Source organism: Streptomyces tailanensis (genome assembly GCF_008386495.1).
Lineage (GTDB): Bacteria > Actinomycetota > Actinomycetes > Streptomycetales > Streptomycetaceae > Streptomyces > Streptomyces tailanensis.
Window position 1 is genome coordinate 1 of sequence record NZ_VTHJ01000094.1, and the last position, 26275, is coordinate 26275.

At 67.6% G+C, this 26275-nt stretch carries 21 protein-coding genes and 3 pseudogenes; 13 read left to right on the forward strand and 11 right to left on the reverse strand.

Annotation, left to right across the window (positions count from 1 at the left end; genetic code table 11):
- Window positions 1-248: 248 nt before the first annotated feature.
- The 8 genes and pseudogenes from F3T56_RS42075 to F3T56_RS42110 form a co-directional block, all read left to right on the forward strand.
- Window positions 249-1040, forward strand: a pseudogene (locus F3T56_RS42075) (NAD(P)H-dependent glycerol-3-phosphate dehydrogenase); the annotation flags it as partial.
- A 169-nt stretch (window positions 1041-1209) separates the two neighbouring features.
- Window positions 1210-2607, forward strand: coding sequence for a hypothetical protein (locus F3T56_RS42080; protein WP_216373079.1), 1398 nt, complete (start codon window positions 1210-1212; stop codon window positions 2605-2607).
- The gene (locus F3T56_RS46705; RefSeq protein WP_172639416.1) at window positions 2607-4544 is read left to right on the forward strand and encodes a hypothetical protein; all 1938 of its coding nucleotides are present in this window, start codon (window positions 2607-2609) and stop codon (window positions 4542-4544) included. The genes F3T56_RS42080 and F3T56_RS46705 overlap by 1 nt, the downstream gene beginning before the upstream one ends.
- Complete coding sequence (locus F3T56_RS42090) at window positions 4541-6016, forward strand: integrase (RefSeq protein WP_149830770.1); 1476 nt, start codon at window positions 4541-4543, stop codon at window positions 6014-6016. Before F3T56_RS46705 ends, F3T56_RS42090 begins: the two co-directional genes overlap by 4 nt.
- Window positions 6017-6106: 90 nt before the next feature.
- The gene (locus tag F3T56_RS42095) at window positions 6107-7588 is read left to right on the forward strand and encodes a site-specific integrase (RefSeq protein ID WP_149830771.1); all 1482 of its coding nucleotides are present in this window, start codon (window positions 6107-6109) and stop codon (window positions 7586-7588) included.
- Window positions 7589-7629: 41 nt separating this feature from the next.
- Window positions 7630-9309: a hypothetical protein gene (locus F3T56_RS42100; RefSeq protein WP_246204503.1), complete on the forward strand. Its 1680-nt coding sequence runs from the start codon at window positions 7630-7632 to the stop codon at window positions 9307-9309.
- Window positions 9306-11501, forward strand: coding sequence for a site-specific integrase (locus tag F3T56_RS42105; RefSeq protein WP_149830773.1), 2196 nt, complete (start codon window positions 9306-9308; stop codon window positions 11499-11501). Before F3T56_RS42100 ends, F3T56_RS42105 begins: the two co-directional genes overlap by 4 nt.
- Window positions 11498-11959 (forward strand): hypothetical protein, encoded by a 462-nt coding sequence (locus F3T56_RS42110; RefSeq protein ID WP_149830774.1) that lies wholly within the window; start codon window positions 11498-11500, stop codon window positions 11957-11959. Before F3T56_RS42105 ends, F3T56_RS42110 begins: the two co-directional genes overlap by 4 nt.
- Before the next feature lie 23 nt (window positions 11960-11982).
- On the opposite strand, the gene F3T56_RS42115 is transcribed toward F3T56_RS42110, so the two are convergent.
- Window positions 11983-12615 carry a class I SAM-dependent methyltransferase gene (locus tag F3T56_RS42115; protein WP_149830783.1) on the reverse strand — a complete coding sequence of 211 codons (633 nt, stop codon included), beginning with the start codon at window positions 12613-12615 and terminating at the stop codon, window positions 11983-11985.
- 826 nt (window positions 12616-13441) lie between these two features.
- Between F3T56_RS42115 and F3T56_RS42125 the strand changes: the two genes are divergently transcribed.
- Complete coding sequence (locus tag F3T56_RS42125; RefSeq protein ID WP_172639417.1) at window positions 13442-13891, forward strand: hypothetical protein; 450 nt, start codon at window positions 13442-13444, stop codon at window positions 13889-13891.
- A 125-nt stretch (window positions 13892-14016) separates the two neighbouring features.
- Here F3T56_RS42125 and F3T56_RS42130 read toward each other — a convergent pair whose 3' ends face one another.
- The 8 genes from F3T56_RS42130 to F3T56_RS42170 all read right to left on the reverse strand — a co-directional run bounded on the left by F3T56_RS42130 (window position 14017) and on the right by F3T56_RS42170 (window position 22191).
- Entirely contained in the window at window positions 14017-15273 is a 1257-nt protein-coding gene (locus F3T56_RS42130; protein WP_149830776.1) for an ATP-grasp domain-containing protein, read from the reverse strand.
- Window positions 15274-15292: 19 nt separating this feature from the next.
- Window positions 15293-16159 (reverse strand): alpha/beta fold hydrolase, encoded by an 867-nt coding sequence (locus F3T56_RS42135; protein WP_342787058.1) that lies wholly within the window; start codon window positions 16157-16159, stop codon window positions 15293-15295.
- 52 nt (window positions 16160-16211) lie between these two features.
- Window positions 16212-17429 (reverse strand): MFS transporter, encoded by a 1218-nt coding sequence (locus F3T56_RS42140; RefSeq protein WP_149830784.1) that lies wholly within the window; start codon window positions 17427-17429, stop codon window positions 16212-16214.
- A gap of 80 nt (window positions 17430-17509) precedes the next feature.
- The gene (locus tag F3T56_RS42145; protein WP_149830778.1) at window positions 17510-18364 is read right to left on the reverse strand and encodes a class I SAM-dependent methyltransferase; all 855 of its coding nucleotides are present in this window, start codon (window positions 18362-18364) and stop codon (window positions 17510-17512) included.
- A gap of 48 nt (window positions 18365-18412) precedes the next feature.
- Window positions 18413-19051, reverse strand: coding sequence for a holo-ACP synthase (locus F3T56_RS48925; RefSeq protein ID WP_246204514.1), 639 nt, complete (start codon window positions 19049-19051; stop codon window positions 18413-18415).
- A gap of 1 nt (window position 19052) precedes the next feature.
- Complete coding sequence (locus F3T56_RS42160; RefSeq protein ID WP_149830779.1) at window positions 19053-19901, reverse strand: class-II aminoacyl-tRNA synthetase family protein; 849 nt, start codon at window positions 19899-19901, stop codon at window positions 19053-19055.
- Window positions 19901-20767: a diiron oxygenase gene (locus tag F3T56_RS42165; protein ID WP_149830780.1), complete on the reverse strand. Its 867-nt coding sequence runs from the start codon at window positions 20765-20767 to the stop codon at window positions 19901-19903. Before F3T56_RS42165 ends, F3T56_RS42160 begins: the two co-directional genes overlap by 1 nt.
- A 410-nt stretch (window positions 20768-21177) precedes the next feature.
- Window positions 21178-22191, reverse strand: coding sequence for an NAD(P)H-dependent glycerol-3-phosphate dehydrogenase (locus F3T56_RS42170; RefSeq protein WP_149830781.1), 1014 nt, complete (start codon window positions 22189-22191; stop codon window positions 21178-21180).
- A 459-nt stretch (window positions 22192-22650) separates the two neighbouring features.
- Here F3T56_RS42170 and F3T56_RS42175 point away from each other — a divergent pair, with 459 nt between their 5' ends.
- The 3 genes and pseudogenes from F3T56_RS42175 to F3T56_RS42185 all read left to right on the forward strand — a co-directional run bounded on the left by F3T56_RS42175 (window position 22651) and on the right by F3T56_RS42185 (window position 24712).
- Entirely contained in the window at window positions 22651-23622 is a 972-nt protein-coding gene (locus F3T56_RS42175; protein ID WP_149830782.1) for a DUF6551 family protein, read from the forward strand.
- Window positions 23623-23796: 174 nt separating this feature from the next.
- A pseudogene (locus F3T56_RS42180) lies at window positions 23797-24027 on the forward strand (NAD(P)H-dependent glycerol-3-phosphate dehydrogenase); the annotation flags it as partial.
- A 127-nt stretch (window positions 24028-24154) separates the two neighbouring features.
- The gene (locus tag F3T56_RS42185; RefSeq protein ID WP_172639419.1) at window positions 24155-24712 is read left to right on the forward strand and encodes an HD domain-containing protein; all 558 of its coding nucleotides are present in this window, start codon (window positions 24155-24157) and stop codon (window positions 24710-24712) included.
- Between the two features lie 15 nt (window positions 24713-24727).
- Here F3T56_RS42185 and F3T56_RS42190 read toward each other — a convergent pair whose 3' ends face one another.
- A complete protein-coding gene (locus F3T56_RS42190; RefSeq protein ID WP_037706353.1) occupies window positions 24728-25198 on the reverse strand; it encodes an NUDIX hydrolase in 471 nt (156 codons plus the stop codon).
- 15 nt (window positions 25199-25213) lie between these two features.
- Window positions 25214-25963 (reverse strand): helix-turn-helix domain-containing protein, encoded by a 750-nt coding sequence (locus F3T56_RS42195; protein WP_149830787.1) that lies wholly within the window; start codon window positions 25961-25963, stop codon window positions 25214-25216.
- A 108-nt stretch (window positions 25964-26071) separates the two neighbouring features.
- On the opposite strand from F3T56_RS42195, the pseudogene F3T56_RS48930 reads away from it, so the two are divergent.
- A pseudogene (locus F3T56_RS48930) lies at window positions 26072-26164 on the forward strand (HAD family hydrolase); the annotation flags it as partial.
- Between the last annotated feature and the right edge of the window lie 111 nt (window positions 26165-26275).

The window sequence follows — 26275 nt, forward strand, 5'->3', positions numbered from 1 at the left end:
CGCCATGCCGACGACCGGCGCCTACGCGCCGTCGTCGACAGGGCAAACGTTGCCTGATCCGGCACTAGATACAGAGGAAACGCTGCGCGAGGCGCACCGGGTGCTGCCCGCGCTGACGAGCCGTCGCACCGTCCTGCTGACCTTGCGGCGCCCCTCGACGTTCCGGCCGCGCCTGGCACGGCCGATAGAATGTCCGGGCCCGGCCGCCACCCCGGTGCGGGGCCCGTGCCCGGCGAGAGGACCCCGCAGTGAGCCAGCACCGTTCCGCCCGTGCGGCGGTGTTCTCGGCCGGCTCCTGGGGTACCGCAGTCGCCAAGATCCTGGCCGATGCCGGCACCAACGTCATCGTGCACGCCCGACGGGACGAGATCGCCGAGGCGATCAATACGGTTCACCGCAACCCTGGTTACTTCCCGGACGTCGAACTGCCCGCCTCCCTGGCGGCCACGACCGACCCTGCCGCCGCGCTTCACCGTGCGGACTACCTCGTGCTGTCCATCCCCGCACAGTCCCTGCGGACCAACCTCGCTCTGTGGACGCCGCACATCGGGCCCGACACCCTGATCGTGTCCCTGATGAAGGGCATCGAACTGGGCAGCGGGGAACGGGCGAGTCAGGTCATCACCGAGGTAACCGGCGTGAGCGCGGACCGGGTCGCGGTGCTGTCCGGCCCGAACCTTGCCCGCGAGATCATGGACGGCCAGCCTGCCGCCGCCACCGTCGCCTGTCCCGACGAGGACGCCGCCCGCCGCTTCCAGCAGGCGTGCCACACCTCGTACTTCCGGCCCTACACCAGCACCGACGTGATCGGCTGCGAGCTGGGCGGCGCGGTGAAAAACGTCATCGCCCTGGCGGTCGGCATCGCTTCGGGCATGGGCCTGGGCGACAACGCCTCGGCGATGCTCATCACCCGCGGGCTGGCCGAGACCACCCGGCTGGCTGTGGCCATGGGCGCCCACCCGGCCACCCTCGCAGGGCTTGCCGGCCTCGGCGACCTGGTGGCCACCTGCTCGTCCCCGCTCTCCCGCAACCGCACCTTCTTTCCGCTGTTGAAATCTGTCTCATGAGAGCTGTGGTTCAGTCTCGATCCGTTGAGGCGGTACGAGACAGGTGAGCTGACGGGAGTTCCTCCCGGGCCCCTGGGGAGGGGCGAGTGTGGATCTTGCCTTTGTGCAGTCCAGGCTGCTGGAGCGGTTCCTGGACAGTGATGTGATCTCCGCGGAGGAGGTCGCCACTTTGCTGAAGCGGCGGGGTGTGCTCGATGGGACGCCGGTGTTCCTCGAGGAGGAGACGCAGATGCCGGTGCCTCCCCTGTGCGAGTACGGTCGGTACTTGTCGACGGCGTTGCTGGACGAGACCACGCTGAAGGACTACGGGCGGGCGGTCCGGCGCCTGGATGACCACTTGGCCGAGCTGGGCAGCGATGTGCTGTCGGCGGTGGAGTCGGATCTTGTGTCGTACCGCGACCACCGGACCCGGTGGCAGGACAAGCCGATTGGCGGGTCGGCCTGGGGCAAGGAATCGTTCGTCCAGGACGACCTCTACGGGTTCCTCGTCGACCGGGGGGTCTTGACGCACCGTCCGGCGCGGGTGGCGGCGCGGGGCCGCAACGCGCTGGCTCCGCGGCTCCGGTCGAGCATGGACATCCGGCATCTGACCTTCGAGCAGTACCGGTACTTCCGGGACGTGGGGTTGGGCGGCCAGCTACCCAACTCGCAGGTGAATCCGACCTTCCGCGGGTGGTCACCTCTGCGGGGTCGAGCCGGCTCCGATATTGCTCTTGGGTCGGGGACACGGTGGCGGGAGTGGTCGACGGTTCTGCTTCCCGAGATCGGGCTCTGGCCGGGAATGCCTGGTGGGGCCGCTGAGTTCACGGTTCAGGCGTGCGCGAAGTACGGCAAAGACCGCCCCGTTTACGTCCCCGAGGACGCGGTCGCGTCCGCTGACCTGTTCTGCCTTTTGGAGCGTCCGGACATCGTCCGCAGGGCGGCCCGGGGCCTGGAGCGCAAGGCGCGCGATCTGTTCGTGGTGGGCGATGTCGACGTGGCCGGCGGCCGGGTGCGGGGCGTCATGGACGGCGTCGTGCGCGAGTTCCAGATGTCGGCCATGGACGCCAAGCTGCGGCGGATCACCGTCTATGAGGGCGAGTTCGGCCTGGAGGCGCTGACCTTGTTCGTCTGCCGCGGCGGGCTGATGCCGGGTGCAGATGCGTGGAAGGGCTACCGCCACCGGGCCTGGACGCGCATGACTGAGCTCGCCGATGAGACCGCCCCGCGCCTTCCCGCCCGGCGGTGGAGATGGCACGACCTGAGGCACACCTACGCTCTGCGGCTCTTGACCTACCTGGAGAACCTCATGGACGGCGAGGCAGGCCCGCCGCCGCCGGCACCGCTCCTACCTGACCGGGCACATCCGGCACAATCCGCTGCTGATCGTCAGCCGCCGACTCGGTCACGCCAGTCCAGAAACCACTTACCAGTATCTCCAGTACACGGACGATCTGATCAACGAGTTCGAGGCCGCCTTCTCCGGCTGGGTGGGCGACGACGAGGCGACCTACGCCGAGATCGCCTCGCATGCCCTGTCCGGTGCGAACGGGGCCGCTGATGGGCAAGCCGCGCGGGAAGGGCCGAAAGAGAGAAGAACGCGAGCGGTTCCTCGCCGCCCTGGCGAACCCGGTCCAGCCTGGGGGAATCGGCCCCCGAGTGGTGCAGGTCCCTGGATGTCTCCTGGTGGTGGACCCGGCGGAATACCGCTGCTCGCTGCTGGCCATGCAGCTGGCGGACGAGTGGACCGAGTACGTTGCCGCCACCGCGATCACGGCTCAAGCAGAGAACTACCGGCAGGCGATCGACCGCCTCTGCCGGTACGTGGACGAAGCGCTCGCTCCTGGAGCCGAGGGAGCGAGCCTGACCGATCCGGATCTCTTCGACACGCTGGTGAAGTGGGAGCTGTCCCTGCCCGAGGGCTACGCGCCGGGCTCGGCCAGGCCGCACCTGATCGCCTCCGCCGTGCGCGTGCTGATTGCCCGCCGGGACGACCATCCCGACCGCGAGGTGGCTCCGGCCCTGGCCCGGCTCGCCCGCGGTCCCGTGCTTCTTGGCGGTGGCGAGTCGACGGAACGAGACGAGTTCACCCGTCAGGAGAAGCGCGCTATGGTCCGCGCTGCTTGGACGAGTGTTCGTGCGACCCGCATGCGCCTGGAGGAGGGCTGGGCCCTGGCCGAACAGGGGCGCCATCCCGAGCAGGGCAGCTGGACCAGCGTCCCCGACCTGCTCTGGGGTCTGGCACACAAGGAGATCACCTGCGACGACCTCCGCCGCTTCATGCCTTCGTCGCGCGAGTGGCCCCTGGAACTGCTGGAGTTCACTGCCGGGCCGGGCATGGTCCCTCATCCGCAGTCCGCGCGCATGCAGCTGGCGCGCAGGCTGTTCGCGAGTTTGTATCCCACCACTCGTGATCTGCACGCTTTCCGCGTCCTACTGATGGACGCCACCGGCTACACCTCCGAAGAGGTCACCGGCTTCGGCGAGGCAGAGGTGGAGCTCCTGCCCAGGGGCGTGCGACTGACTCTGCTCAAGAACCGCGCGGGACAGCTGCGGCACCGGGCCTTTCGCGACCAGCCCCCATCCGATGCTCTACCGGCGGAAGATGGTTCTGGCGGGCAGCTCACGGTGAACTGGCCACGGCGCGAGGCCAGCGAGGTCGTCCGTCAGCTCCTGGACGTCACGGCCCGGGTCCGCGCCAAGGCCCCGCACGTCACCGACACGCTCTTCGTCAGTGCTGTCGTCCGCGCCAACTACAAGACCGTTTTCGACCGTTGGCACCCCACCGCCTCCAACGGAGGGAAGTTCCGCGAGTGGCTGGCCGCCATGGGAGTCGAGGTCAAGGGTGCCCCGCACATCGGCCGCCTGCGCAAATCGGTCAAGGTCGAGAAGGCCATCGTCACCGAGGGACGCATCGACGCCGCCGCAGACGATCACACCGAGGAGACCTTCGCCGGCCACTATGCCCAGGGCACCACGCTGCGGATCATGTCCGGCCGGACGATCGCTACAGCTCAGCAGCACTGGTTCGACAAGGCCCTCGACCGCGTCGACGGCCCCACCGTCGTCGCCGGCGCCGAGGACATCGGCCAGGGACTACTCGAAGACTCCGGCCTGTCCGCGCAGGAAGCCGAGGACATCATGACCGGCCAGCTCGACATGGGCGTCTCCCACTGCAAGAACCCCTACCAGAGCCCCTTCAGCCGCCCCGGGGAACTCTGCGCCGTCGCCCCGCTGCGCTGCCTCGAATGCCGCAACGCCTGGATTCTGCCCACTAACCTGCCTCAACTCCTGCTTTTCAAGGCGCACTTGGAACGACTTCGTACGCTTCTGACCCCGCAGGCATTCAGCCGGCTATGGGGGCAGAGCTGGGTGAACCTCAATGCCGTCCTGGACGACCGCACGCCCGAGGAACTCGCCCAGGCCCGCAAGCACATCGAAGCCGGCGAGGCATCCCTCGACCTGCCGCTGGCCGCACACACGGAGTTCGACGCATGATCCTCACCCTTCCCCAGCAGCGGCGCCCATCGCTGTTTCGGGACGACGAACCCGTCGTCCAAGGTCACTCGCTGCTGCCCGAGGCCCGAGAATCCGGAGCCTACGTTCCTCGGTTCGGCGACACCGAACTCTGGGACTTCAACGGGGTCATCAAACGACCGGCGAACGTCGGCTCCAGTGACTGGAAGGTCAGCTTCAACCTGGAACTGGAGGACCCGTACTGGAATCTGCTGGCCCGCGAGCTGATGATGATCACGTTCAACCAGCGTCACCCCGCGGTCCTCGGGCGTGGCGTCGTCCTCGACGGTTCCGTCAACCCCCGCACTTTGAACCACATCGCCTCACGCCTGCGGACAGCCGCCCGCTGGGGCCGCGAGAAGGGGCTTCCTGGCAGCCCGGACCGATGGACGGTGGAGGATCTGCGGCAACGCATCACCGGCCTGGCCGCCGACGGCTTTTCCCCGAAGACGGTCCGGGGCCACGTGTGCACCTTGAAGAACCTGGCGGCAGCCGAGCCGGCCCTGAGCCTGGCCTGGCCGGCGGGGGATCCGTGGCATGGCCAGAGTGCCCGCAGCGTCGCCGCGGATACCTCCAGCAGGGCCATCACCACCCCTACCGTTCCCCCGAAGACCTGGTTCCCGCTGATTCGCGCCGCTTGGACCTACATCCACGACTTCGCTCCCGACGTCCTGCGCGCCGACCACCGACTCCGCGAACTCAAGGCAGCCGCCCGGCCGTCGGTCCGCGGCATCGACGAGCGATTTCAGGAGTGGCTCGCCGACCCTCAGAACAAGATCCCCGTCCATGCCGCGTCGTTCAAGGAGCAGGCCCCACAGGTCCAGTGGAAGCTGCTGATGCTTCTGCTCGGCTACACGGCAGCCTCCCCGGCAGTGATCAATGGCCTCGGCCGCCCAGGAGCGCGGCGTCGGCGCACTCTGATCCTGAACGCGGTCACCGAGGGGCGGATCACGCCCCACGCCCTGGCCGGAGAACTCGTACAGGTAGTCCGGCCGGACGGCAGCACAGGGCCCTGGCACCCGGGCCTCGACCAGCAGGCACTGTTCGAGGCGAAGACGGCACTTCGTGACGCGGCATTCACCCTGGTCGTGGGCCTTTCGATGATGCGCGACTCGGAGATCCACGAGATCCTGCGGGAGCCCGTCGTCGAGCACTACAGCACTCCCGCCATCTCCTCCACGAAGATCAAGGGCACCACCAACCGCGCCGGCAAACACTGGTGGATCGCTGAACCCCTCGTGGAAGCCCTCGAAGTCGCCGAGGCCGTCTCCCTGCACCCCGAACGTGTCTTCTCGCCCGTCCACGCCACCAAGCAGGACGGCACCCTCGACGGTGTCGACATGCTGGCGTCGTTCGTGACCTTCGTGAACGCCGCCCGGAACTGGACCGGGCTCGACAAGATCCCCACCACATACATCCGCCCGCACATGTTCCGCAAAATTGTCTCTGCTTAGTTTCCGTGTGGCGATTGACCCCAATGGGGCTATTGGCCTGGGGGTTTGGGCTTTGCGCTGCGGCGTGTGGTGTTTCTACTGTCGGCGTCCATGATCCTGAGTTTCTTCTCGTCCCGGGGCTGGGAGTCCTGGGACATCGCGCATCGGCCGCTGATCCCTGAGGGGATGCCCGTGCTCGTCGACGACGACCTGTGCTTCGAGGACGGTCCGGCCGCGCCGCGTCCGGCGGCGGTGGTGAACCGGTGGCTGCGGGAGCTCCCGGCCAGCGGGGCGCCGGCGCCGAGTTCGTGGGAGAACTATGCGCGGGCGGTCAAGGAGTGGATGGAGTTCCTGGCCGAGCACGGGGTGGGTCTGTTCGACTCGCGGGAGCGGTTGAAGGCGGGGCTGAGCCGGTACGCCGAGCACCGGGCTGCTGGCCCGCTGAAGGCCCGGTTCGTGGCAACCACGTGGGGCCAGCACATGAGCATCCTGTCGCTGTTCTACCGGTGGGCGATCAACGAGGGGTACACGACGGCCGAGCCATTCACCTACCGCTCCGCCCGGGCCCTGTTTGCCGGGACGGGGAGGGAGGTGCGGGTGAACCTGGCGGTGCGCCGCACCCCGAAGCCGCACGTGACGATCAAGTACCTGGAGCCGGACTTCACCGAGTTGTTCCGCAACGGGCTGCGCGGGCTCGCTCCGGATGGCTCCGAGGACACCGGTTTCCACGGTCGGGAGTTGGCCCGCAACGCTGCGGTCGGTGATCTCGCGCTGGCCACTGGGCTGCGGCTGCAGGAGTTCACCTACCTGCTGCCCTGGGAGATCCCCGCGCTGCCGCCCGCGCCGACCGCAGTGCCGATCCCGTTCCCGGTGCCGGCCGGGATCACCAAAGGCAGGAAGTTCCGTACCACCTGGATCTCCTACGAGGCCCTCGCCGGTGTTCACGACTACCTGGAGCTGGACCGGGCCGCCACCGCCGAGGGCAGCCAGTGGCGGCCGCCCCGGCGGTGGGGCGAGCCGTTGATGGTGACCGATCCTGACGAAAGAGGCGGGCTGATCAACGGGGTCCGGCGGCCGTGGGACTCATTGACCCCTGCCGAGCGGCGTCGCCTGGTCGCCCCGGAGGGCGGTTCGTGCCTGCTGGCGGTGAAGAACGGGGGTGGTCCGTTCACGGCCTGGGCGACGGTATTCGAGCGCACATCCGACCGCATCCGGGCCCGCTTCGAGCCCCGGTTCCCCCACGTCTGGCCCCATCGGCTCCGCCATACATTTTCGATGAGGACCCTGGAATACCTGGTCACCGGGCACTACCGGCAGGCCGCGAAGCTGGTGAGGGCAACCGATTTCGGCAGCGGCCCGGATGCCGCGCTGGCCTTCTATCTCTCCAAGGCCGACCCGCTGCTGGTGCTGCGCGACATCCTTGGCCATACCTCCACGCTCACCACGGAAAAGTATCTCCGGCGCCTGGATACCACTCGGATCTACCGGGAGGCATACGAACAGGCCGGGCTCGCGGACGGACTGCTCACCGACGTGGACGCTGAGCGTGAGGCGGACGCCGAGTTCGCCGATGACACAGCGGAGGCGATCTGATGCCCGCGACGGTACTTGAGGGCCCTCCGGGAATCCGGTGCATGTTCAGCGATGGATCCACTGCAGAGTTCAGACTGGAGGGCCTGCCCTGCCCGCAGTTGGTCAGTGACCTGCTGACCGGGCTGGTCGAACTGATCCACCCGCACGGCAGCCTCGACGCGGCGAACTCGGTCGACCTGTGTCTCCCCCCGATCCGGAACCTGGCCCAGGGACTGGCCGCGCAGGGCTTCAGCGGCGGAGCCGCGGAACTGCGACGCGGCCGACTGATCGAGTACTGGATGGCCACCCGCAAGTTCCGCTGGGAGGGGTTCACCCGGCGGATGTTGAAGGGCTTCGATACAGCGACGGGCCACTTGGATCCCGGAGTGCGGGAACTGCTGACCGGCCGCTCCTACAGCCCGACTCCGCACCGGCAGGCACTGCCGCCGTATTCGGAGGCCGAGTGGAGCCGCCTCACGACGACCTGCCAGACGATCGTCAGTGAGTCGTACGCCACCCACCGGCAGGCGCTGGAGGCCGCGGCCCGGGGAAGGACACCCACGGTTGAGGAGTGGACCAGAGACAATCTCGCCTGGTTGCTGGCCCGGCTGGGCCCTGTGGGGACGCCGGGCGTCGCCGAGCATCTGGGATGCTCCCTCAACGCGGTGCAGAAACGGGGCGGGGTCCCTGCCGCGAGTGCTGCAGCGTTTCCCCACCTGACCGTGGTGGTCGCATACCGGCTGCTGTTCGGCATCTACTCCGGGATCGTGCCCGATGGCATCGACGACCTGGGCGTCGAGGACATCGACTGGGCCGGGGACTCCACCATCCTGCTCTCCTACGTCAAGGGCCGGGCCGCCGGCGAGAGCGTGAACCTGCCGAAGAGGGCGGTGCGGCTGCTGGAACAGTGGCTTGCACACTCGGCACTGCTGCGAAGCCACGCCGATCCCGAGACGGCGCGTCAGTTATGGCTGGGCGTCACCCGGCCCGGAACCGCAGGGACCTTCAGCGGTGCGATCCACCGCAACACCATCAAAGCGTGGACCCTTCAACGCGGCCTGACCGGCGATGACGGCAAACCGTTGAAGATTCATCGGGGAAGAATCCGTACGACGCATCTGGCGATGCGTGACCGGCGGGCCTGGAACGGCCAAGGACGGGCAACCATCGACCCCAACCACAGCCCGCAGGTCGAAGGCGACCACTACCTGACCGCGACGACGCCATCCCAGCAGCGGGCAGTGGACGCGCTCGTCGAGGACGCCCAGCATGACCTGCTGCGAAGAGCCCACCCTCCGACCGTGGTCACGGACGAGGACGCCGCGGCCCTGGCCCGGGACTGCCCGCAGCTGATCAACGCTCTCCAGCTCGACAACACGGTGATCGCCGAGCTGGTCGGCGGGGAACGCGATGTGTTCACTGCGGCCTGCGCTGATCAACTGTCCGGGCTTCACGGCCCGAAGGGCAAACCGTGTCCGGCCCGGCCATGGGTGTGTCTGCTCTGCCCACTGGCGGTGTTCGCGCCTCGCCATGTCCCCAACCTGCTGAGGCTGAAGGCGTTCTTCTCCCGGCAGTGGCAGCAGATGCCCGCTGCCCACTTCATGGCCGTGTTCGGCCCGTACTCCCAGCGGATCGGTCACGTCCTGGACCGGTTCGACCCGGCGGTGGTGGCGGATGCCGCCACCACAGTCGATGACCATGACGACGAGCTGCCGCTGCGGCCCGAGGAGACGACCCTATGACCACCCTGCATGCGCTTACCAGCCCCGCTGCGGCCGTCGGCTCGGTCTTCGCTGGCGTCGATGTCTGCCGAGAAGCCGGTCTTCCCCTGACGGAGGGAGTACGGCGCCCCGTCTTCGAAGACGATCTGTGGGATCTGGCCGAGGTCGTCGGCCTCCCGATCTCGCTGGCACTTCAGCACCGGCGCTTCAACTTCGTTGCCATCACCAATCCTCGTTGGCGGCTGGTCGCGAAGGAGCTGGTCATGGCCCTCCTCGCTCCCCATCACGAGGCGGTGGCCTCCTTGGCGCGGGCCTACCGGACTCCGCTGCATGTCAGTACCAGTCACGGTCGTCTCGCCGAACTCATCCGTTTCATGAAGTGGCTCACCACACACGGCGTGACCAGCCTCGAAGACCTGAACAGTAACGACTGCGATGCCTACCTGGCCCATCGCCGATACGAGCGGGACGAGGACGACATCGTCGTCGGTGAGCGGGGCTCAAGCACCCGGCGGCTCGCCGCGCTGATTGTGACTGACCTGCTCAACTACCGGGAACTCTTCACTGCTGATCGTGTCCCGGCGGACCTGCGGCCCTGGAGCGGGGCCGCACCCTCGGCGATCGCCGAGGACAAATGCGGTGTCGGACAGAACAAGACCCCACCGGTCTCCGACGCCGTGCTCCAGCCGATGCTGGCCGCGGCCCTGCACCTGGTGAACGTGATCGGCCCCCATGTCGTGGAGCTCGCTGGCCAGATCCGCCTCGCCGACCGGGACTGGTCGACCAAGACCGATGACCTCAAGTCGCCAGCTCGGCCCCCGCTTGCGGAGATCAACCGAGTGCTGGCCGACTACGAACGGGCCGGCGAGCCGCTGCCGGTGATGCGACCGCACCACATCCAGGACAGGATCGACGCCGGCTGGCCGGCTCAGGACCCGCTGACCCCGATCGCCTTCAGCGTCCTGGCTCGCCAGGCCGGGTTCCGGCAGTTCCATACCGCATGGCTGCCGGCCCTACGCGGCCCGGTCGAGGCGACGTTGAAGGTCGTCGGGGCGGAGCGGCCCTTCGGCAGAGCGGCCGCCCACATCGAAAAAGCCGACGGCAACGGCACCCTTCCCTGGACGCTCCCGCTTCACCGGGAAGAAGCGACCACACTGATCGGCGTCGTCCGCACAGCGGCGATCCTCACACTCGCGGCGGTCACCGGCATGCGTGCGAGCGAGCTCATGGAACTACAGGTGGGATGTCGGCGTCCGCCCGAAGAGTACGGGCCCGACCTGGCCCGCTACCGACTGGCGAGCAAACTCATCAAAGGCCAGCCTCTCGGCGGCACCCGCGACGAGTGGGTCGTTGTCCACGATGCCTATCAGGCAGCCGCTCTTGCCGAGCAACTCCACGACGACCCCGTGGAAGGAAACCCGCTGCTGGGCCGATTCCACTTCAACTCCCGCTACCAGTGGTTCCGCGACTGGGTGAACGGCCCGCACGGGCAGCGGCTCGGCCTCGCCCCGATCCCCAACGAACGTCTGACCCTGAGGATGCTGCGCAGGAAGCTGGCGATCGAGATTGCTTACCGACCTGGCGGTCTCCTGGCGACCAAGATTTACCTACGCCATGTGAGTACAGCAACTACAGAAGGATATGCGTCTCGCCCCGGCGGAGCGCAGGCTGAGCTGCTGGCTGAGGTCAACGACCATGAGCAGCAACGGAATCTGGAACTGGTGCTGGCCGAGTTCCGTAACTACCAGGAGGGCATCCTGCCCACGGGCCCCGGCGCCCGCAGCCTCACCGAGTTCTTCGCGAGTATCGACGACAAGCTCGACCAAGCGGCACCAGCCCCGAAGATCCAGCGCAGTGACCGTGACGTGCTCAACCTGCTCACCAAGCGGGCCAAGGTCCTCCACCTCGGGCCCGCGAACTACTGCTGGTTCACCGACCCGGCCAGGGCTCTCTGCCTCAAGCTCGCCGGCACCCCCACGGCCGACCGGCCGCTGATCGGGATGTGTGACTCGGCCCGCTGCCCGCAGGCCACCCACCACCCCTGCCACCGCCCCGTCTGGGCCGAGCACGCCGAACGCACCGAGACGTTCATCGGGCAGCTCGGCGCGACGCGCAAGACCGAACGCACCCGGCTCCAAGCCGACCACGACCGGGCCCTCCGCGTCGTCGCCGTAATCGACGCCGCCAGCACGATGAACGAGGCATCCGCATGAGGATCTCCGCAGCCCAGCGAACCGAGAACGAGAACCGCATCCGAGCCGCCATGGACCGACTTCTCCGAGGCGAGATCCCGCCTGGCGGAAAGTGCGACATCAAGACCCTCGCCCGCGAAGCGGGCGTCGACCGCACCGCGTTCTACGGCACCCGTCCCTACGCTTACCTCCGCACCGAGTTCGAGCGACGCCTCCAAGCCCTGCAGCAGGCCGGCGATATCCCCGACCCTCGCGAGGCCCAGATCACCCGTCTCAAGGCGGAGAACACCAAGCTCAGGGAACGGCTGACCCAATCGGAGCAGACGATCACCGAGCTCGCGGACTTCCGCACCCAGACCCTGGCCCGGCTCGCCGCACAGCACGAGGAGATTGTCCGGCTCCGCGAGGCCGCCGCCGGAACAAGCCGAGTCAGCCGCCTCCCAGCACCACGAACCACAGTGATCGGGACCTGCAGTTGAGGCGGGCGCGAGCAGTGGTCCTGTCAGCCGCTGTTGCGAAAGACGAGCAGATAGCGCCAGAAGAGGAGCCTGCGGATGCTGCATCCAGGCAGCAGGACCGCGGCCTCCCGACGGATCTGCGGCAGGGGAACGGTCGGCTGGCTCACCGGCGCTTTCACCTGTTTTCGACCGGTCGAAGCGGCGGCAGGGCGAAGCCTATCCTTCAAAGCGACGGTCAGCCTGGCGACAGCGTTGACGGGCACGGCCGTCAGGCTCCAAGCCCAGTCGAGCCGGGTCTTCTCCGGATAGCAGCCCAAGATCACGAGGACGCCGCCGGGCGCGAGTGCGTCACGCAGTGCGGCGACGGTGTCGAACGGCATGTGATGGATGCTGGCGAGGCACGAGATGAAGTCGTAGTGAGCCTTGGGCAGTTCGACTTCGATGACGTTCGCGTGCTGGAAGCGTGGGCTCCGGTCACCGGTTATCCGCCCCGACAGCGCGCGGGCCTCCGCGATGGCCTCCTCCGACGGGTCGATCGCGTCGACCTCTATGCCCAGGTGAGCGAGCCGACGAGCGAACCGGCCAGTCCCACAGCCGACGTCCAGGACCGCACCGCAATTCCGCGGCACCTGGCGCAACAGCAGACGGTGATAGTGATCGTTGTGATCAAAGGGCATGATCCGACCCTGCCACAGCGGACGCGCACGGCCCGACGCTTCCACCACCAAGACCACGGCAGTGAACTGCGTCACACCGGCGGGGCTGGAATGCAACACGCGCCGCTGTCACCGTCGCGAACGCGGTTCCGACAGCGGACCTGCTCAATGGCCACACGAAGTCACCCGCACACGGCCTCTGCGGACACAAGACGCACGATGGCGATGCTCACCGACCAGTTCCCCGGGTCCGAAATCGCCACCGGCATCCAGCTCAAGCACCTCGCCAAGAGGGCCCTGGCCAACGCCACCACCCGCGGCTACGCCGCCTCCGACACCGAGTGGGCCAAATACCTCGAAGACGCCCTCGACAACGTCAAGTTCCGCAAGATCAAGGACCTGTACGAGCGCCACACCGCCGGCGAGGAAATCGGGTTCGGCCCCGGCGCCGAACGCGTCAAAGACGCCTTCGACCAGATCAACGCCACCGTCAAGGCCCGCAACGGTGACGCCCGCACCAGCGACACCCTGCTACGAACCACCAGAATCCACATCCGCTTCGGCATGCTCAACAACTGCACCGCCGACCACACCAACCCCGTCGGCGCCGTCTGCCTTGAGAACGCGATCGTCCCTGAAGGCCACACCGGCCCCCTCGATGAGCGCTGTCGGCCCGACCGATGCGCCAACAGCATGATCGGCCCCGAACACCTCCCGATCTACGACTCCCACCAGCGCACACAGCTCCAGCTCATCAACAGCCCCGCCACGCCGGCCTGCCGCCGGACCTCGCCGAACGCGAACTCGACATCGCTCGCAGCGTGCTCAAGATGGCGGGAGGAGCCCAGTGACCGTTCCCGCCGACAGCGGCCTCGAAGACCAGGTCAGCCCCAAGACCGCTGCCGTCCTCCGGGCAGCGATGACCCGCCTGTTCGAAGGCCGCCCGCAGCGGACCGACGGGCGCCTCACGAAGGAGAACCTCTACAGAGAGGCCCAGGTCAGCCGGGCGACCATGAACCGTGCGCATGCGGTCCTGGCCGAGTGGGACGCGCATCTCGCAGCCCACGGCAGGGTCACCCCCGGTGAGGCCAAGCGCGATACGGCCATTGCCGATCTCAAGAAGCGCCTGACAGCGAAGACCCAGGAATGCACGCTCCTGGAGAACAAGCTCAAGGCCGCCCACACCGCGATCGCCGCCCTCTTCCACGACAACCAAGCCCTCCGGCAGCAGCTCGACAAGAACATCTCGGCCACCATCACACCCATCCGCCCCCGCGGACCCCGACAACGCCGCTGAACCCCAAGCGGCGACACCGGCGGGCAGAGGAGCGCCGCCGAGTGCCAGGCCAAGTTCGCTGTCCGAACGGGCGCGGCTCAAGGCTGCACCGATGCCCTGCCACGCACATCCGTCAGCGGAGGGAGTCACCCGTGGGAGCCAGTGGGACCGGACACGTCGGCAGACACCGGCGGCTCGCATCTGAGCCGGAAGCCTGCGGCGGTGCTGACGATGGCCCGCTCCACGGCGGCAGCGGAGGAGCCCTGGAACCGGAATCGCGCCCCCACGTGCTCGTACCCGGGGACCCGGGGGATCACCTGCCCGATCTCCGGCACTATCGCGGCGTACGGCCCCTCGCCGGGCGTGGAGGGTGTGGGCAGGTCCCAGGCCGTGACGCGGCACGGCGCTGGGATCGGCGCCGGTGCCAGCAGCCATCCGGCGGTGCGCCACTCGTCCGGTGCGGGAGGGTCGGGACTGCGGCCGAGCTGGATCTCCAGGGCGGCGCGCATCAGATCGATACCGTGCACCTCCCGCCACACGAACGGAATCTCCGCGCCGCCGACCCGATAGCCCGCCTCCAGGAAGGTCAGCCGAGGGCGTCCGTTGCCTGCTGTGCCGACGAACACTTCGACGTGGAAGACCCACGGCTCGGTGCTCAGCGCGCCCGCGGCCGCGGCGGTGAACTCCCCGACGGCCGACAACAGGGCGGCGTCGTCCACTTCGACGGAGCCCAGTGTCTCGCCCTCGGTGAAGTCCACGCAGGTGTTGACGTAGCGCGAGGCTCGCCACGGCCCTAACCGGTCCCCGGTCCACAGCCCGTCGACGTGGAACACAGCGTCGCCGCAGAACTCCTGGACCAATCGCGGCTCTGCGGGGGTGCCGCGGAGCAGGACCAGATCCTCCTCGGAGTCGAGGCGGACGACTCCCCGACTTCCGCTGCCCCTTCTCGGTTTGACGATCACCGGCCAGCCGTGGCGCCGCGCGAACGCCCTGACGGCCGTCTCGTCCGGCGCGTCGGCGAACGCCGGTGCGGGGACCCCTGCTTCGGCCACCGTCTCCGCCATGGCCAGTTTGTCGCGGAAGCGGGCGAGCCCGGTCGGGTCCTGTCCCGCGCAGCCCAGCCGTTCCCGTACCGCCGCCGCCGTGTCCAGGTCGCCCTCGTGCAGGGCGACTACCCGGTCCGGACTCCCGAACCGGGCGGCCAGGTCGGTCACCGCCGCCATCACCTCGGCGAGGTCGTGGGTCGCCGACACGACGTGCAGCGCGGCCGCACTCTGCGGAACGGAGTTCGCCCCGAGGTCCGTGCAGACATAGGTGACCCGATGGGCGCCGTGATCGATGTAGCGGTCGTAGAGTGCATACCGGTCATGCCATCGGTGGATGACCAGAATGTGGCTGCTCATGCCGATGTCCCTCTGGCTCCTATGTGGCGGATCGTGGATCGGACGCGCGGCAGCAGAGCAGAGGCGCTAGCGGGCCGGGACGGTCGCCCTGTCCGATCTCCAGGAAGTCCTCGATCAGGGTGAGCAACTCCGCGGGCTTCTCCAACGCCACCATGTGGCCGGAGTCGATCTCGGTGTACTTGCTGTCCGGGATCGCCTCGTGGAACTGCCTGGCGTACCTGATCGGCACGAGCTGGTCTTTGTTCATGCCGACCACCAGGGTGGGCGCGGTGATCTTCGGCAGGTACTCGCTGATGTCCAGTCGGCTGATGAGCTCGGTGATCGCGACCATGCCGGGGGAGGGCATCAGCCCGGCCCGCAACTCCAGCCGTTCACGGGCCTGGAGCGAGTCCAGATGGCCGTCGGAGAGCGCGTGCAGCAGGGTGTATTCAGCGAAGGCGTTGGGGTCCAGCTCCGCGAGGCGGAGCCAGGTCCGGGTGAACAGGCGCTGCCAGGGGTGGCCGTAGTGGGCGAACCCGCCGCAGAAGACCATGCGGCGGAAGAGATCGGGCGCCGTGCCCGCGGCGGCGGCGCCGACGACCGCGCCGCTGGAGAAGCCGATCACGTCGACCGGGCCGTGCGCGGCGGCCCGCACCACGCCCAGCACCTGTTCCACCAGCATCTCCACCTCCAGCCGCCCGTCGGGAAGCGGGGTGACGCTGCTGCCGGAATGCCCGGGGATGATGGCGGTCCGATGCTTCGTCAGCTGCGCGCGCAGATTGGGGAAACTCGACTCGGGGCGCCCTCTGGCGCCGTGCAGGAGAAGCAGCTCGGGGCCCTGGCCTTCCACGAAATAGCCGACAGGTATTCCGTCGACGTCGACCGTGCGGGCACCTTCGATGGTCATGCGAATCCTCTCAGAGGTGTCGGTACGACGTGATCCCGGCCGATGCTCAGGATCACTGCGTGGCCACCGTCGAGTCGGCTGTGTCCGAGGTGGGGCTTGCTCCGTCGCCGCCCGCAGAGCGGGTATACCACCAGGTGAGCAAGGCCGCGATGAGGGCGAAGACGGCCGCTGTCGGCAGCAGCAGCGCCGCCGAGCCGGCGGTGGTGAGGATGACCGCGCCGAGGGCGCTGGCCAGGAAGTTCCCCAGGTGCGCGGTGGAGATGTTGAGTGAGGTGACTAGAGACGCGCTCCCCGGTGGCGCGTAGCCGATGATGCGGTGTTGCTGCGGCCCGATGACCGAGAAGGACACCACGCCGCTGAGCCCGTTCATGACGGCCACCAGCACAAATGTCTCCCGGGCGGGCAACATCAGCAGGAAAACCGCGGCCACGCCCATGGTTGCCCCGATGACGACGAGCCTGGGGCCGTATCGGTCGGCCAGCGAGCCGGCCGTCAGGTTTCCCACCGTGGCCGCGATACCGAACACCAGTAGCAGCAGGGCCAGCCGGGACTGGTCGCCGCCCGTAGCGGGCTCGAAAACCGCACTCATATAGGTGAAGGGGAGGAAGATGCCGATGAACGCGACCATCGTGACGAGCAGCACCTTCAGTACCCGTCGGTCGGCCAACGGCACCAGGCGTTGCCGCAGCGTCGTGGTCTGGTCAAGCCGGATCTCCGGCAGCAGGAAGGCGATCGCCACCGAAACGACACCGGCGACGGCAGTCACGACCCAGATCGTCGACTGCCAGCCCCAGGCGTCCCCGATGAACGTCCCCAGCGGCGCTCCCAGGACGAGCGCCAGGGTCGCGCCCGCGGTCACCATCGCGACGGCACTGCCCCGGCGGTGATTGCCGGCCAGATAGGCGGCCGTCACCACGGCTCCGGCGCTGAATAGAGCCGCACCGGAGCCCGCCACCATCCGGGACGCCAGGACCAGGCCGTAGTCCTGGGCCAGCGCGGTGCCGGTGTTGCCCAGGCCGACCAGCGCGAGTGCAATCAGCAGCACCCGTCGTCGGGGCCAGGCGCCGGTGACGGCGGCCAGGACCGGCGCCAGGAGTGCGTACACCAGGGCGTACGCACTTACTAGCTGCCCGGCCTCGGCCGTGCTGATCTGCAACGTGCTTCTGATCTCCGGAAGCAGCCCGACGATGATGTATCCATCGGTGCTCACCACGAAGGCACCCAGCGTCAGAAGGGCAGCACGGGCACGCCAACCATGCCGCTGGGAGATTCTCTCCCAGCCGCTCGCCCCACTGTCCTGTGGTCGCTCGCCTGCGGTCGACCGCGGGCTGTTCCGCTCCTGTCCGCCGCTCACTTTTCCCCGTCGGGGCCGGTCGCCCGGGCTGGCGGGTACTCCGCGCTGATCAGCCAGCTACGGGGCACACCGCGCCGGTGCCGGGGGCGTACCTCGTACGGCCAGCGGTGCGCGCTCGCCGCCGGCTCGCCCGGCTCCGCTATCTGATGCGCCGTCCAACCCCGCTCCGACAGGAACTTCCCGGGCTCGTCCGTCCCGAAGAGCCAGGGGGTGCCGTCTGACTGGAGGGCCTTGAGGAAGTCCTGGTTGAAGGGGGTGCGCAGCATCGATTCGTTCACCATGTCGGTGACCAGCCGACTGCCCGGCGCGGACGCCCGCGCCAGCAAGTCGAGCAGCCCGCCGGCCTGCTCGAGGGTGAGGAAGAAGAACAGCCCTTCGGTGACCCAGAGGGTGCGCCGATCCGGATCGTGTCCCGCCTCGGCAAGCACCGACAGCCAGTCGGTCGTCAGATCGGCGGCGACCTCGCGACGTTCTGCCCGTGCGGTCACGTTCAACCGGTCCAGGCGGGCATGCTTCTCCTCGAGCAGCGCGGCGTGGTCGGCCTCGTAGACGACCACGCCAGCGGGCCAGTCCATCCGGTAGACCCGGGTGTCCATTCCCGCCGCGACGAACACCACCTGCCGGATATCAGTGTCGGCGAGCACGGAGGCGATGGTGTCGTCGTAGAACCTGGTGCGGATCGCGAGGAACGGGAGCAGCCCGCCGCCGTCGTATTTCTCCAGCAGCTCGAACCCGCGGGGAGCAGCGAGTTCACGTGCGTAGGGGTCCGCAAAGAGCCGGTCCCCCAGTCGTTCGGTCTCCACGGCCCGCGCGGCAGACGTCCACTGCGCCGTGTACGAAATGGCTTCCATCACTCACTTCCCTGGTGCTCAGGCGGTGGCACGGAACGCGTGCGCCGGTCAGTTGAAGAAGGTCTTCTCGATCGAGGAAATCGTTTCGAAGTCCTCGATGTTGATCGCGTCGAGATCGATCTCCACATCGGCCGCTGCCTCGATCGTGTAGACGAGATCGACGAAGGACAGCGAGTCCACGAGGCGGCTGCGCATGATGTTCTCGTCGTTGCCCACGGAGTCCCGACCGGGATTCCGTGCCAGGATCCACTCGCGGACCGCTTCGATTCCCTTGGTAACCATGTCTCTCCCCTTCACCCCCCGGTGGGGGCCGGCGGCGTACGCGACTGCGATGGCGCACGGATCGTCGTGCGCGATGCTGATCTCGATGTGCTGGATACCGGCCTGCTGCGCCAACTCGTGGGCTCGTCCGCTCAGCCGCACCACGGGACGGCCGCCCAGTCCTCGCCCTATGTGGATGTCCTGCCAAGGCAGTGGGCCGTGCGCGGTGTGGAAAAGCTTGAAGACGGCTTCCTTGGCCGCCAGCCTTCCGGCGATTCCCGGAACGTCTGGAGTGCCCTCGGGAAAACAGAGCCTGATCTCCCCGGGGGTGAGCATCCGACCGGTGAGGGACTCAGGCCGGTCGGACAGCATGCGGTCGACGCGGTGGAACGGCACCAGGTCGATGCCCACACGGCTGCCCGGCACGTCAGGACAGCCTGGCGGCCGTCGCCCGGACATGGCGCAGCGCGCTGCGGGGATCGTTGTCGTGCAGCTCTTCCAGAACGGTGACCCAGCGCTCCAGCCCGAAGGCCGCACAACTGGTGTACGCGTATTCCTCGCCGTCCGGCAGGGTGATGCGACAGCGTTCGCCGAAGAAGTTCTGGTGCGTGTTGACCGAGGCAATGGCCAGCCCGTTGTGCTGGAACTCGAACTTCACCGGGCTGAGCCGCTGGAGGAGGGCACGGGGGCCGTCGTTCTCGAAGAAGGGGTCCGACGCGGCCGTCTTCTCAAGCTCCAACCCCAGCACCTCGGCGAAACCCAGGATGCGGTCGGTGAATTCCGCCAATGTCCGCTGGGTGTGGTCGTAGCCGCCGAGGGCAACGACCTCCCGCATCTGGAAGCTCAGGAGCCGCTCCAGGCCGCCGTAGCGGGTCTCGTTCCGGAAGCATCTGTTGACCAGCGTCACGAGTGTGTCGCCGACCAGGCGCCGCCCCTCGTAGAAGAGGTAGGCGCCGTAGCAGGTCGCATGGGGCAGCCCGAGCCGTGCGTCCTGGAGGCTGTCGCCGGTGAACCGGCCATCGGATGGCTTGCCGCTGCCCTTCTCCAGGTCGAGCGTCGCCGCGACCAGGTTCAGATGGGGGAAGTTCGTGTAGACGTCGAACTTCTTCAGGTCCGACACCGCGTAGATCGGCGGCGGGCTGATCTCGCGGGCCCCGGCGGAGTTGCCCCAGCCGGCGAAGGTGCGGTCGAGCTCCATGAGCAGATCCGTCCGGTCCGGCCCCAGGATGACCAGTGCGTCGGACAGGTCCAAGCTCTCCTGCGCGATCGGCGCCATCAGATGATCCCCGTCTTCTCAAGAAACCTCGTCGTCTTGCGGAACACGTTCTGCTCGAACTCCACCCGGGCCGGGGAGTCCAGGAGGCTGCGACGCAGATGCTGCGGGTTCTCCAGGCCGGCGTCGCGATACACCTGGGGGTTGTAGAGCGACTCGAAGCTGTAGGTCAGATAGCGCCTGATGTAGGCGGATATACCTGCGAGTTCTTCGGGAGTCGCGGTCTGCTTGACGTCCTCGAACAGCACTGACACCAACTCGCGGCCGAAGGCGATGTGCCGGGACTCGTCCTGGTGGTGGATGCGGTTGATAGCCCGGATCGTGTCGTCGAGCCGGTCGTCGCGGGCCATCTTGGCGTTGAAGTGGTCGACCAGCTCTTCGAAGATCAAGATCCGGGCGAAGACCAGCAGGCTCTCCACGTTGGACCGGGGAATCTCGGCGGCGGGCCCAGCGGGCTGTCGGTACATCTTGCCGCCGTAGCGCAGACAGAACTCGGCGAAGAACCACATGTGTTCGTTCTCTTCGCCGATGAAGTGGTGGAAGAACTCCGACGGCGTCTCGAACCCGGACGTGTGTATCCGCCTGGTCACCTCGATGAGGAGCTCACGGATCCCATGCACGTTCAGGCTGTAGAAGTTGATGCTCTCGCAGCGTGAGAGCGTGTGGAGCTGCTCCCGCGAGAGTCTTTCGGCCACCTCGGTGCCGTGGGTGGTGGTGAGCTCCGGGCTCATCCACCACATGCCCTCAGGCAAGCTGTCCGGCCACTCGAATAGCTGGTACGGGTTGTAGTAATCCTCGATGGACTTGGAACTTAATCGATTCAGAACAGCAAGGAACCGTTCGTCCTTGTCTATCAGACTGTCGACCACGCCATATCTCCTCATGCAGGAAGTCAGCTACAACCAGCATGATGATGATCGAACCGGGAGGGGAACCTATAACCTTTCAGGCTTGACACGATGCACAGGCCGCGCCTGGGAGAGCCCTCAAGAGTTTCATCCACCTGGACCGAGCCCTCCGCGCAGCAGCGGCCTCACCCGCGGACCGTCTTCCTGACGCCTCCCTCCTGCCGACGCTAAGACGAACGGGAAAGCATCGCCGGTCCACGTCTATAACGCAGCGACCTGCGGAAAGAGGATGTGACGCAGCTGAGCACGGATATCCGTACGCGGTGCACGGCGATCTCGACAGCGCACAGCCCAGATGTAGGGATGGGCAGGAACCTGGATGGGGAGGGCGGAAGTGAAGAGGTGCAGCCTGCGTAGTGGGGTGTCGGGGGTCAGCGCTCGGGCTTGGTGGGCCGTTGCATCAGCGCGGCCGCGGCCTGGTCGAGTGCGACTTTCTCGTGCAGCAAGGCGGCGATCACGTTCGTGATCGGCATATCGACGTCATGGACGCGGGCCAGGGCGAGGATCGCTTCGGCGGACTTGACGCCCTCGGTGGTCTGCCGGGTGGCGGCCGTCGCCTCCTCGACGCTCAGCCCCCGGCCGAGGTGGATGCCGAAAGTGCGATTTCGCGACAGCGGGGAGGAGCAGGTGGCCACCAGGTCGCCCAGGCCGGCAAGTCCGGCGAGGGTGGCAGGGTGGGCGCCCATGGCCACCGCAAGTCGGGTGGTCTCCGCCAAGCCGCGGGTGATGAGCATGGCCTGTGCGTTGTGGCCAAGTCCCATGCCGGAGGCGATACCGACCGCGAGGGCGATGACGTTCTTCACCGCGCCGCCCAGCTCGCAGCCGGTCACGTCGGTGCTGGTGTAGGGCCGGAAGTAGGAGGTGTGGCACGCTCGTTGGAAGCGGCGGGCGGCGCCCTCGCCGGGGCAGGCGACGGTGGCCGCGGCGGGCTGGCCATCCATGATCTCGCGCGCCAGGTTCGGGCCCGACAGTACCGCGACCCTCTCGGCGCTCACGCCGGTCATCTCGGTGATGATCTGACTCGCCCGCAGATGGCTGCTCTGCTCGACGCCCTTCATCAGGGACACGATCACGGTGTCGGGCTCGATGTGCCGCGCCCACGCGGCGAGGTTGGTCCGCAGGGTCTGCGCGGGGATAGACAGCACCAGGAAGTCCGCGCCGTCCAAGGCAGCGGCCGGGTCGGTCGTCGCGGTCAGGGCGGCGGGCAGTTCGTGGTCCGGGAAGTAGCCGGGGTTGCGGTGGGTCGTGTTGATCGCGTCGGCGATCCCGCCGCGCCGGGCGTGCACGATGACGCTGGTGCCGGCGTCGGCCAGGACCTTGGCGACAGCGGTGCCCCAGGACCCGGCAGAGAACACCGCCGCGCGGGCGGAATCGTGCTGGGTCACTGCGTGGTCCTCTCGTCGGAAGGGGTGGCCGGGCCGGGGCATCGTATCGGCCGCACAGGGCCCGGCAGAGCGGGGAGTACCTGGTGCGCCTTGCACAACACGTTCGCGGCAGCTCGCCCACGCTATGTCAGCCCCTCGCTCCGGCCTCACGCCCTCCGGACTCCCAGCAGCGCACTAACCTCCAGGCCAGCGCGTGGCGCGTGACCAGCCAACTGATGTGGCGCTGTCTGCCGATGCGTTCCTGGCCGGAGGCAGCCAGGACCAGGGCAGCCACCTTGCTCGCAACACCAACCAAGCGATCTCGGCGGGTCGTTGGATTGGTCCCTCGTGGTGCCGTCGCGTCATCGGGACAGCACGCCGTGGTGGGGGCGCGAGAAATATCAAAGCGCTAGATAGTTTGACGCGCGAGAAATTCCCATGGTGACTCTGTGTCACCTGACCACTACCAAAGGGGGATACGTGGCACGGACCGCTACCGTCCCGGCACAGGCCGGAGCGACGAAGACCGTCCGGAAGTTCTACGAGGAGATCCGCGTCGGGGACCTGCACGTCGATCAGACCCTCGACTCTGCCCGCCTGTTTGGCACTAACACCGCCGAGGACGCCGGCCCGGCCACACAGCGGAAGAAGGACGCCGCGTGGACGGCGCGGCTCACGAAGATGTGGGATCCCTTCGCGCTACTCCCGGCGATCGTCTCTCTCCGGGAGGACGGCCGGTACTACCTTCTCGACGGCCAGCACTCCACGGAGGTGGCGGTCGAGAAGGAGGGCCCGGACTTCCTCCGGGACTGCATGGTCTACGAGGGGCTCTCCGACGAGCAGGAGGCGAAGTTGTTCCTCGCGGCGAACCGCGACCGCAAGGCCGTGAAGCCGTTCGACATCTTCCGCGTCTCGATCACCGCTGGCGACCCGCGCAACACCCGGATCCTGGCCGAGGTCGAGAGCCGCGATCTCGGCATCTCGGGCAGCACCTCGGCGAACAAGATCGGCGCGGTCCAGGCGCTCACCGCCCTCGCGGTGATGGACGAGAAGCACGCCGCCCGGGACGAGAGCGGGAACCTGATCTACCCCCTCGTCCTCCCCGAGGGGCGCTCCCCTCTGATCCCGCAGGTGCTGCAGGTCGTCGAGGACGCGTGGGGCCGCAACCCCGCGACGTGGGAGGGGATCATGTTGCGCGCCGTCGCGATGGTCCTCGACCGCAACCCCGGCGCCCGGCTCGACCGCCTTAGCGGGAAGCTTGCCGGTCACGGCAGGCGCAAGCCGGTCACGGTCGCGCAATGGAAGGAGTCGTCCATCGCGAACACGGTCGGCGGCGGCGGCTCCTCCTCCCGCTCTGCCCCCCTCGCAAAGCTCATCGTCAACGAGTACAACACCGGGTTGACTGACCCGGCGGAGCTCCTGATCCCCCCGGGCCGGCCCGACAAGGACTGAGCCACCATCACCGGGCCCCCGCGCGTGCAGCGTGGGGGCCCTTCGCTCCAACTGTGTCAGGCAGCGGTTGAGGCGCGCTGTTCCCGGGGGCTTCGCGAGCGACAGAACTTCCCAGGCCCAGCGCTTGGCTCGTGATCGACAGCATGTCTCATGAGACATGCTGAGCGCGAAGAACGCACCTTCGGCACCCACCTCGGGCACGGTCTGAGCGTCGAACAGGCGACGGCCGCCACCCGGCAGACCACCGAGGGCGTCAAATCCGCCGAGGCGATTCTCGCCCTGGCTCATGCCCACGGCGTTGAGATGCCGATCACCCAAGTGATCTCCGCCCTGCTGTACGAGAAGGTCACCCTCGACGAGGCCGCCGCCGCGCTGATGCAGCGGCCCCCAAAGCCCGAGCGCTGACCCCCCGATGCTCGTCCCGGAGACGATGCCGTATGCCATCGCAGCCGCGGATCGAAGCGGAAGACGTCCCAGGACGTCCGGCCGATCACCGCCCGGCCCTCGCACCTTGCGTCGTAGTCTGCCGAGCATAAATCTCACCATTTGGGCCCATGACCTGGCCGAGTCTCTCCTCGCCGAGCCCCTGCCTCGGCGCTGGGCACACTCTCAGGGCGTTGCCGCAAGGGCGCAGTCCCTGGCGGGAATCCTGGGCGACGATGCGGAACTCCTGTGGGCCGCGGCGATGCTGCACGACATTGGTTACACGCCGTCGCTCGCCACGACGGGGTTCCATCCGCTGGACGGCGCCCGCTACCTGCGCGACCGTTCAGCCGCGGACGAGCGCCTGGTACGGCTGGTCGCCAACCACTCGTACGCGCTGTTGGAGGCGGAAGAGCGCGGGCTGCGGGAAGAGCTGGAGGGTGAGTTCCCGATCCTCGACCACGCCGGGCTGGTGGATGCTCTCGTGTACTGCGATATGACCACCACCCCGGACGGTACCCCCACGACCGTGGATGCCCGGCTGGCGGAGATCGTCACTCGGTACGACTGCGACAGCGTCGTCGGCCGATTCATCCGCCGAGCCGATGAGGATCTCCGAGCTGCTGTACACAGAGTCGAAGCCCGGCTGATCTTGGCAGAGCGGTAAGGGAGGGCGCGGTGCTCAGTCGACGTGAGGGAACATCCCGTCCAGGTAGTGGGCGATCTGCTTCCGCATGGAGTGGTGGATGTCGTAGGAGTCCAGTTCGCCGGGCAGGATCCAGCGGACGCCATCGGCCTCGTCGTTGATCGTGGGCTCGCCTCCGACCGGCCGGCCGATCACGGTGACCTCGTATGCCTGCCGGATCTCCCCGTCCGTGTAGGCCACCACATGCTCAGGGACCGAATACACGCCGAGGAGCCCGGTGGGTTCGGCGTCGATTCCGGTCTCTTCCTTGCATTCCCGGACTGCGCACTGCGATGGGGATTCCCCTATGTCCATGGCTCCCCCGGGCAGAGCCCACTGCCCCGTGTCGCGGCGCCGCTGTAGGAGGATCGCCCCGTCCGCCTCCCGGACTACGAGCATGTTGCACGCCGGGATCAACGTGTTCGGCTTGGGTGCGTTCTCGTCGTACCAGTACTCCGTACGTCCCATCGCGGGCCGCGCTCCTCACATGGACTCGGGTGACCAGGGCTTTGCAGTCTCCCAGACCGCGTCGAAGCTGCCGGTGTAGTGGTCGAACCAGCCGTCTTCCTCCAGGCGCCGCAGCTCGAACAGGGGGTTTGCGCTGGCGGGCTGCCCCCAGACGTGCGGGTTGACCAGGAGCACGTCATCGAAGCGGAAGAGGCTGTTGTAGAGGGTCGTGTCGTGGAGGCGTACCTCGCACCCGGGCGTGCCGATCAGCTTGCGGTAGTAGGTGAGGGACGCCCTGATCTTTGCTGAGAGGGTGCCGCCGATGCCTTCTTCTTCGTCCCTGACGGCGACCGTCTTGCCCGATGGGTCACCGAAACAGAGGCGGACCTGCACTCTGGCGTCGGCGCGCTCGGCGAGCATCGCTGCAACGCGCGGGTTGGTCTGCGCGAAGAACGTGCCGCTGAACACCAGTACGTCGATGTGTTCCTGAGCGGTCTTCAGGAGGCGGACCCAGGACTTCTGCGGGAAGCTCGCGCGGTTCGGAAAGGCAGCGACCAGTTCGGTCTGCTCGGTCGGCTGCCCCTGCGCCTCGTCCTCCTCGGGCGGCCACAGGTACGACATGTCCACACCGAGATGCTTCGCAACCGCCCATTGGTGCCGACGGAGTGGCTGCCGGCCGATGCTGATCCAGCGCTCCACCGTCTTGACATCAACTTGGCACGAGGCCGCGAGCTCCTCTGGGGTGATCTGCCGCTGAAGCATCACCGTACGCAACCGCTCGTTCACCATCGCATCCTCGCAGGACGTCCTGGGACGCGGCAAGATCTTGCGGGACGCCAGGACGTCCCACAAGGCCACTTTTAACAAGTAGTTCACGCTGCCTACCCTGGTCACGTGCAGCGAATTGTGTTGTGGGACGTGGACCACACCCTTGTGGAAAACTCCGGTGTGAGCAAGGAGATCTACGCCAGCGCCTTCAAGGCACTATTGATCAGAAACTCATGGGGTTCTCGTCCAGGACGTAGCGGACGTGGGGTCTGTACGCTCACCGGTGTAATTGATGATCATGGAAGAGACATCAAGTGAGTAACACCGTGA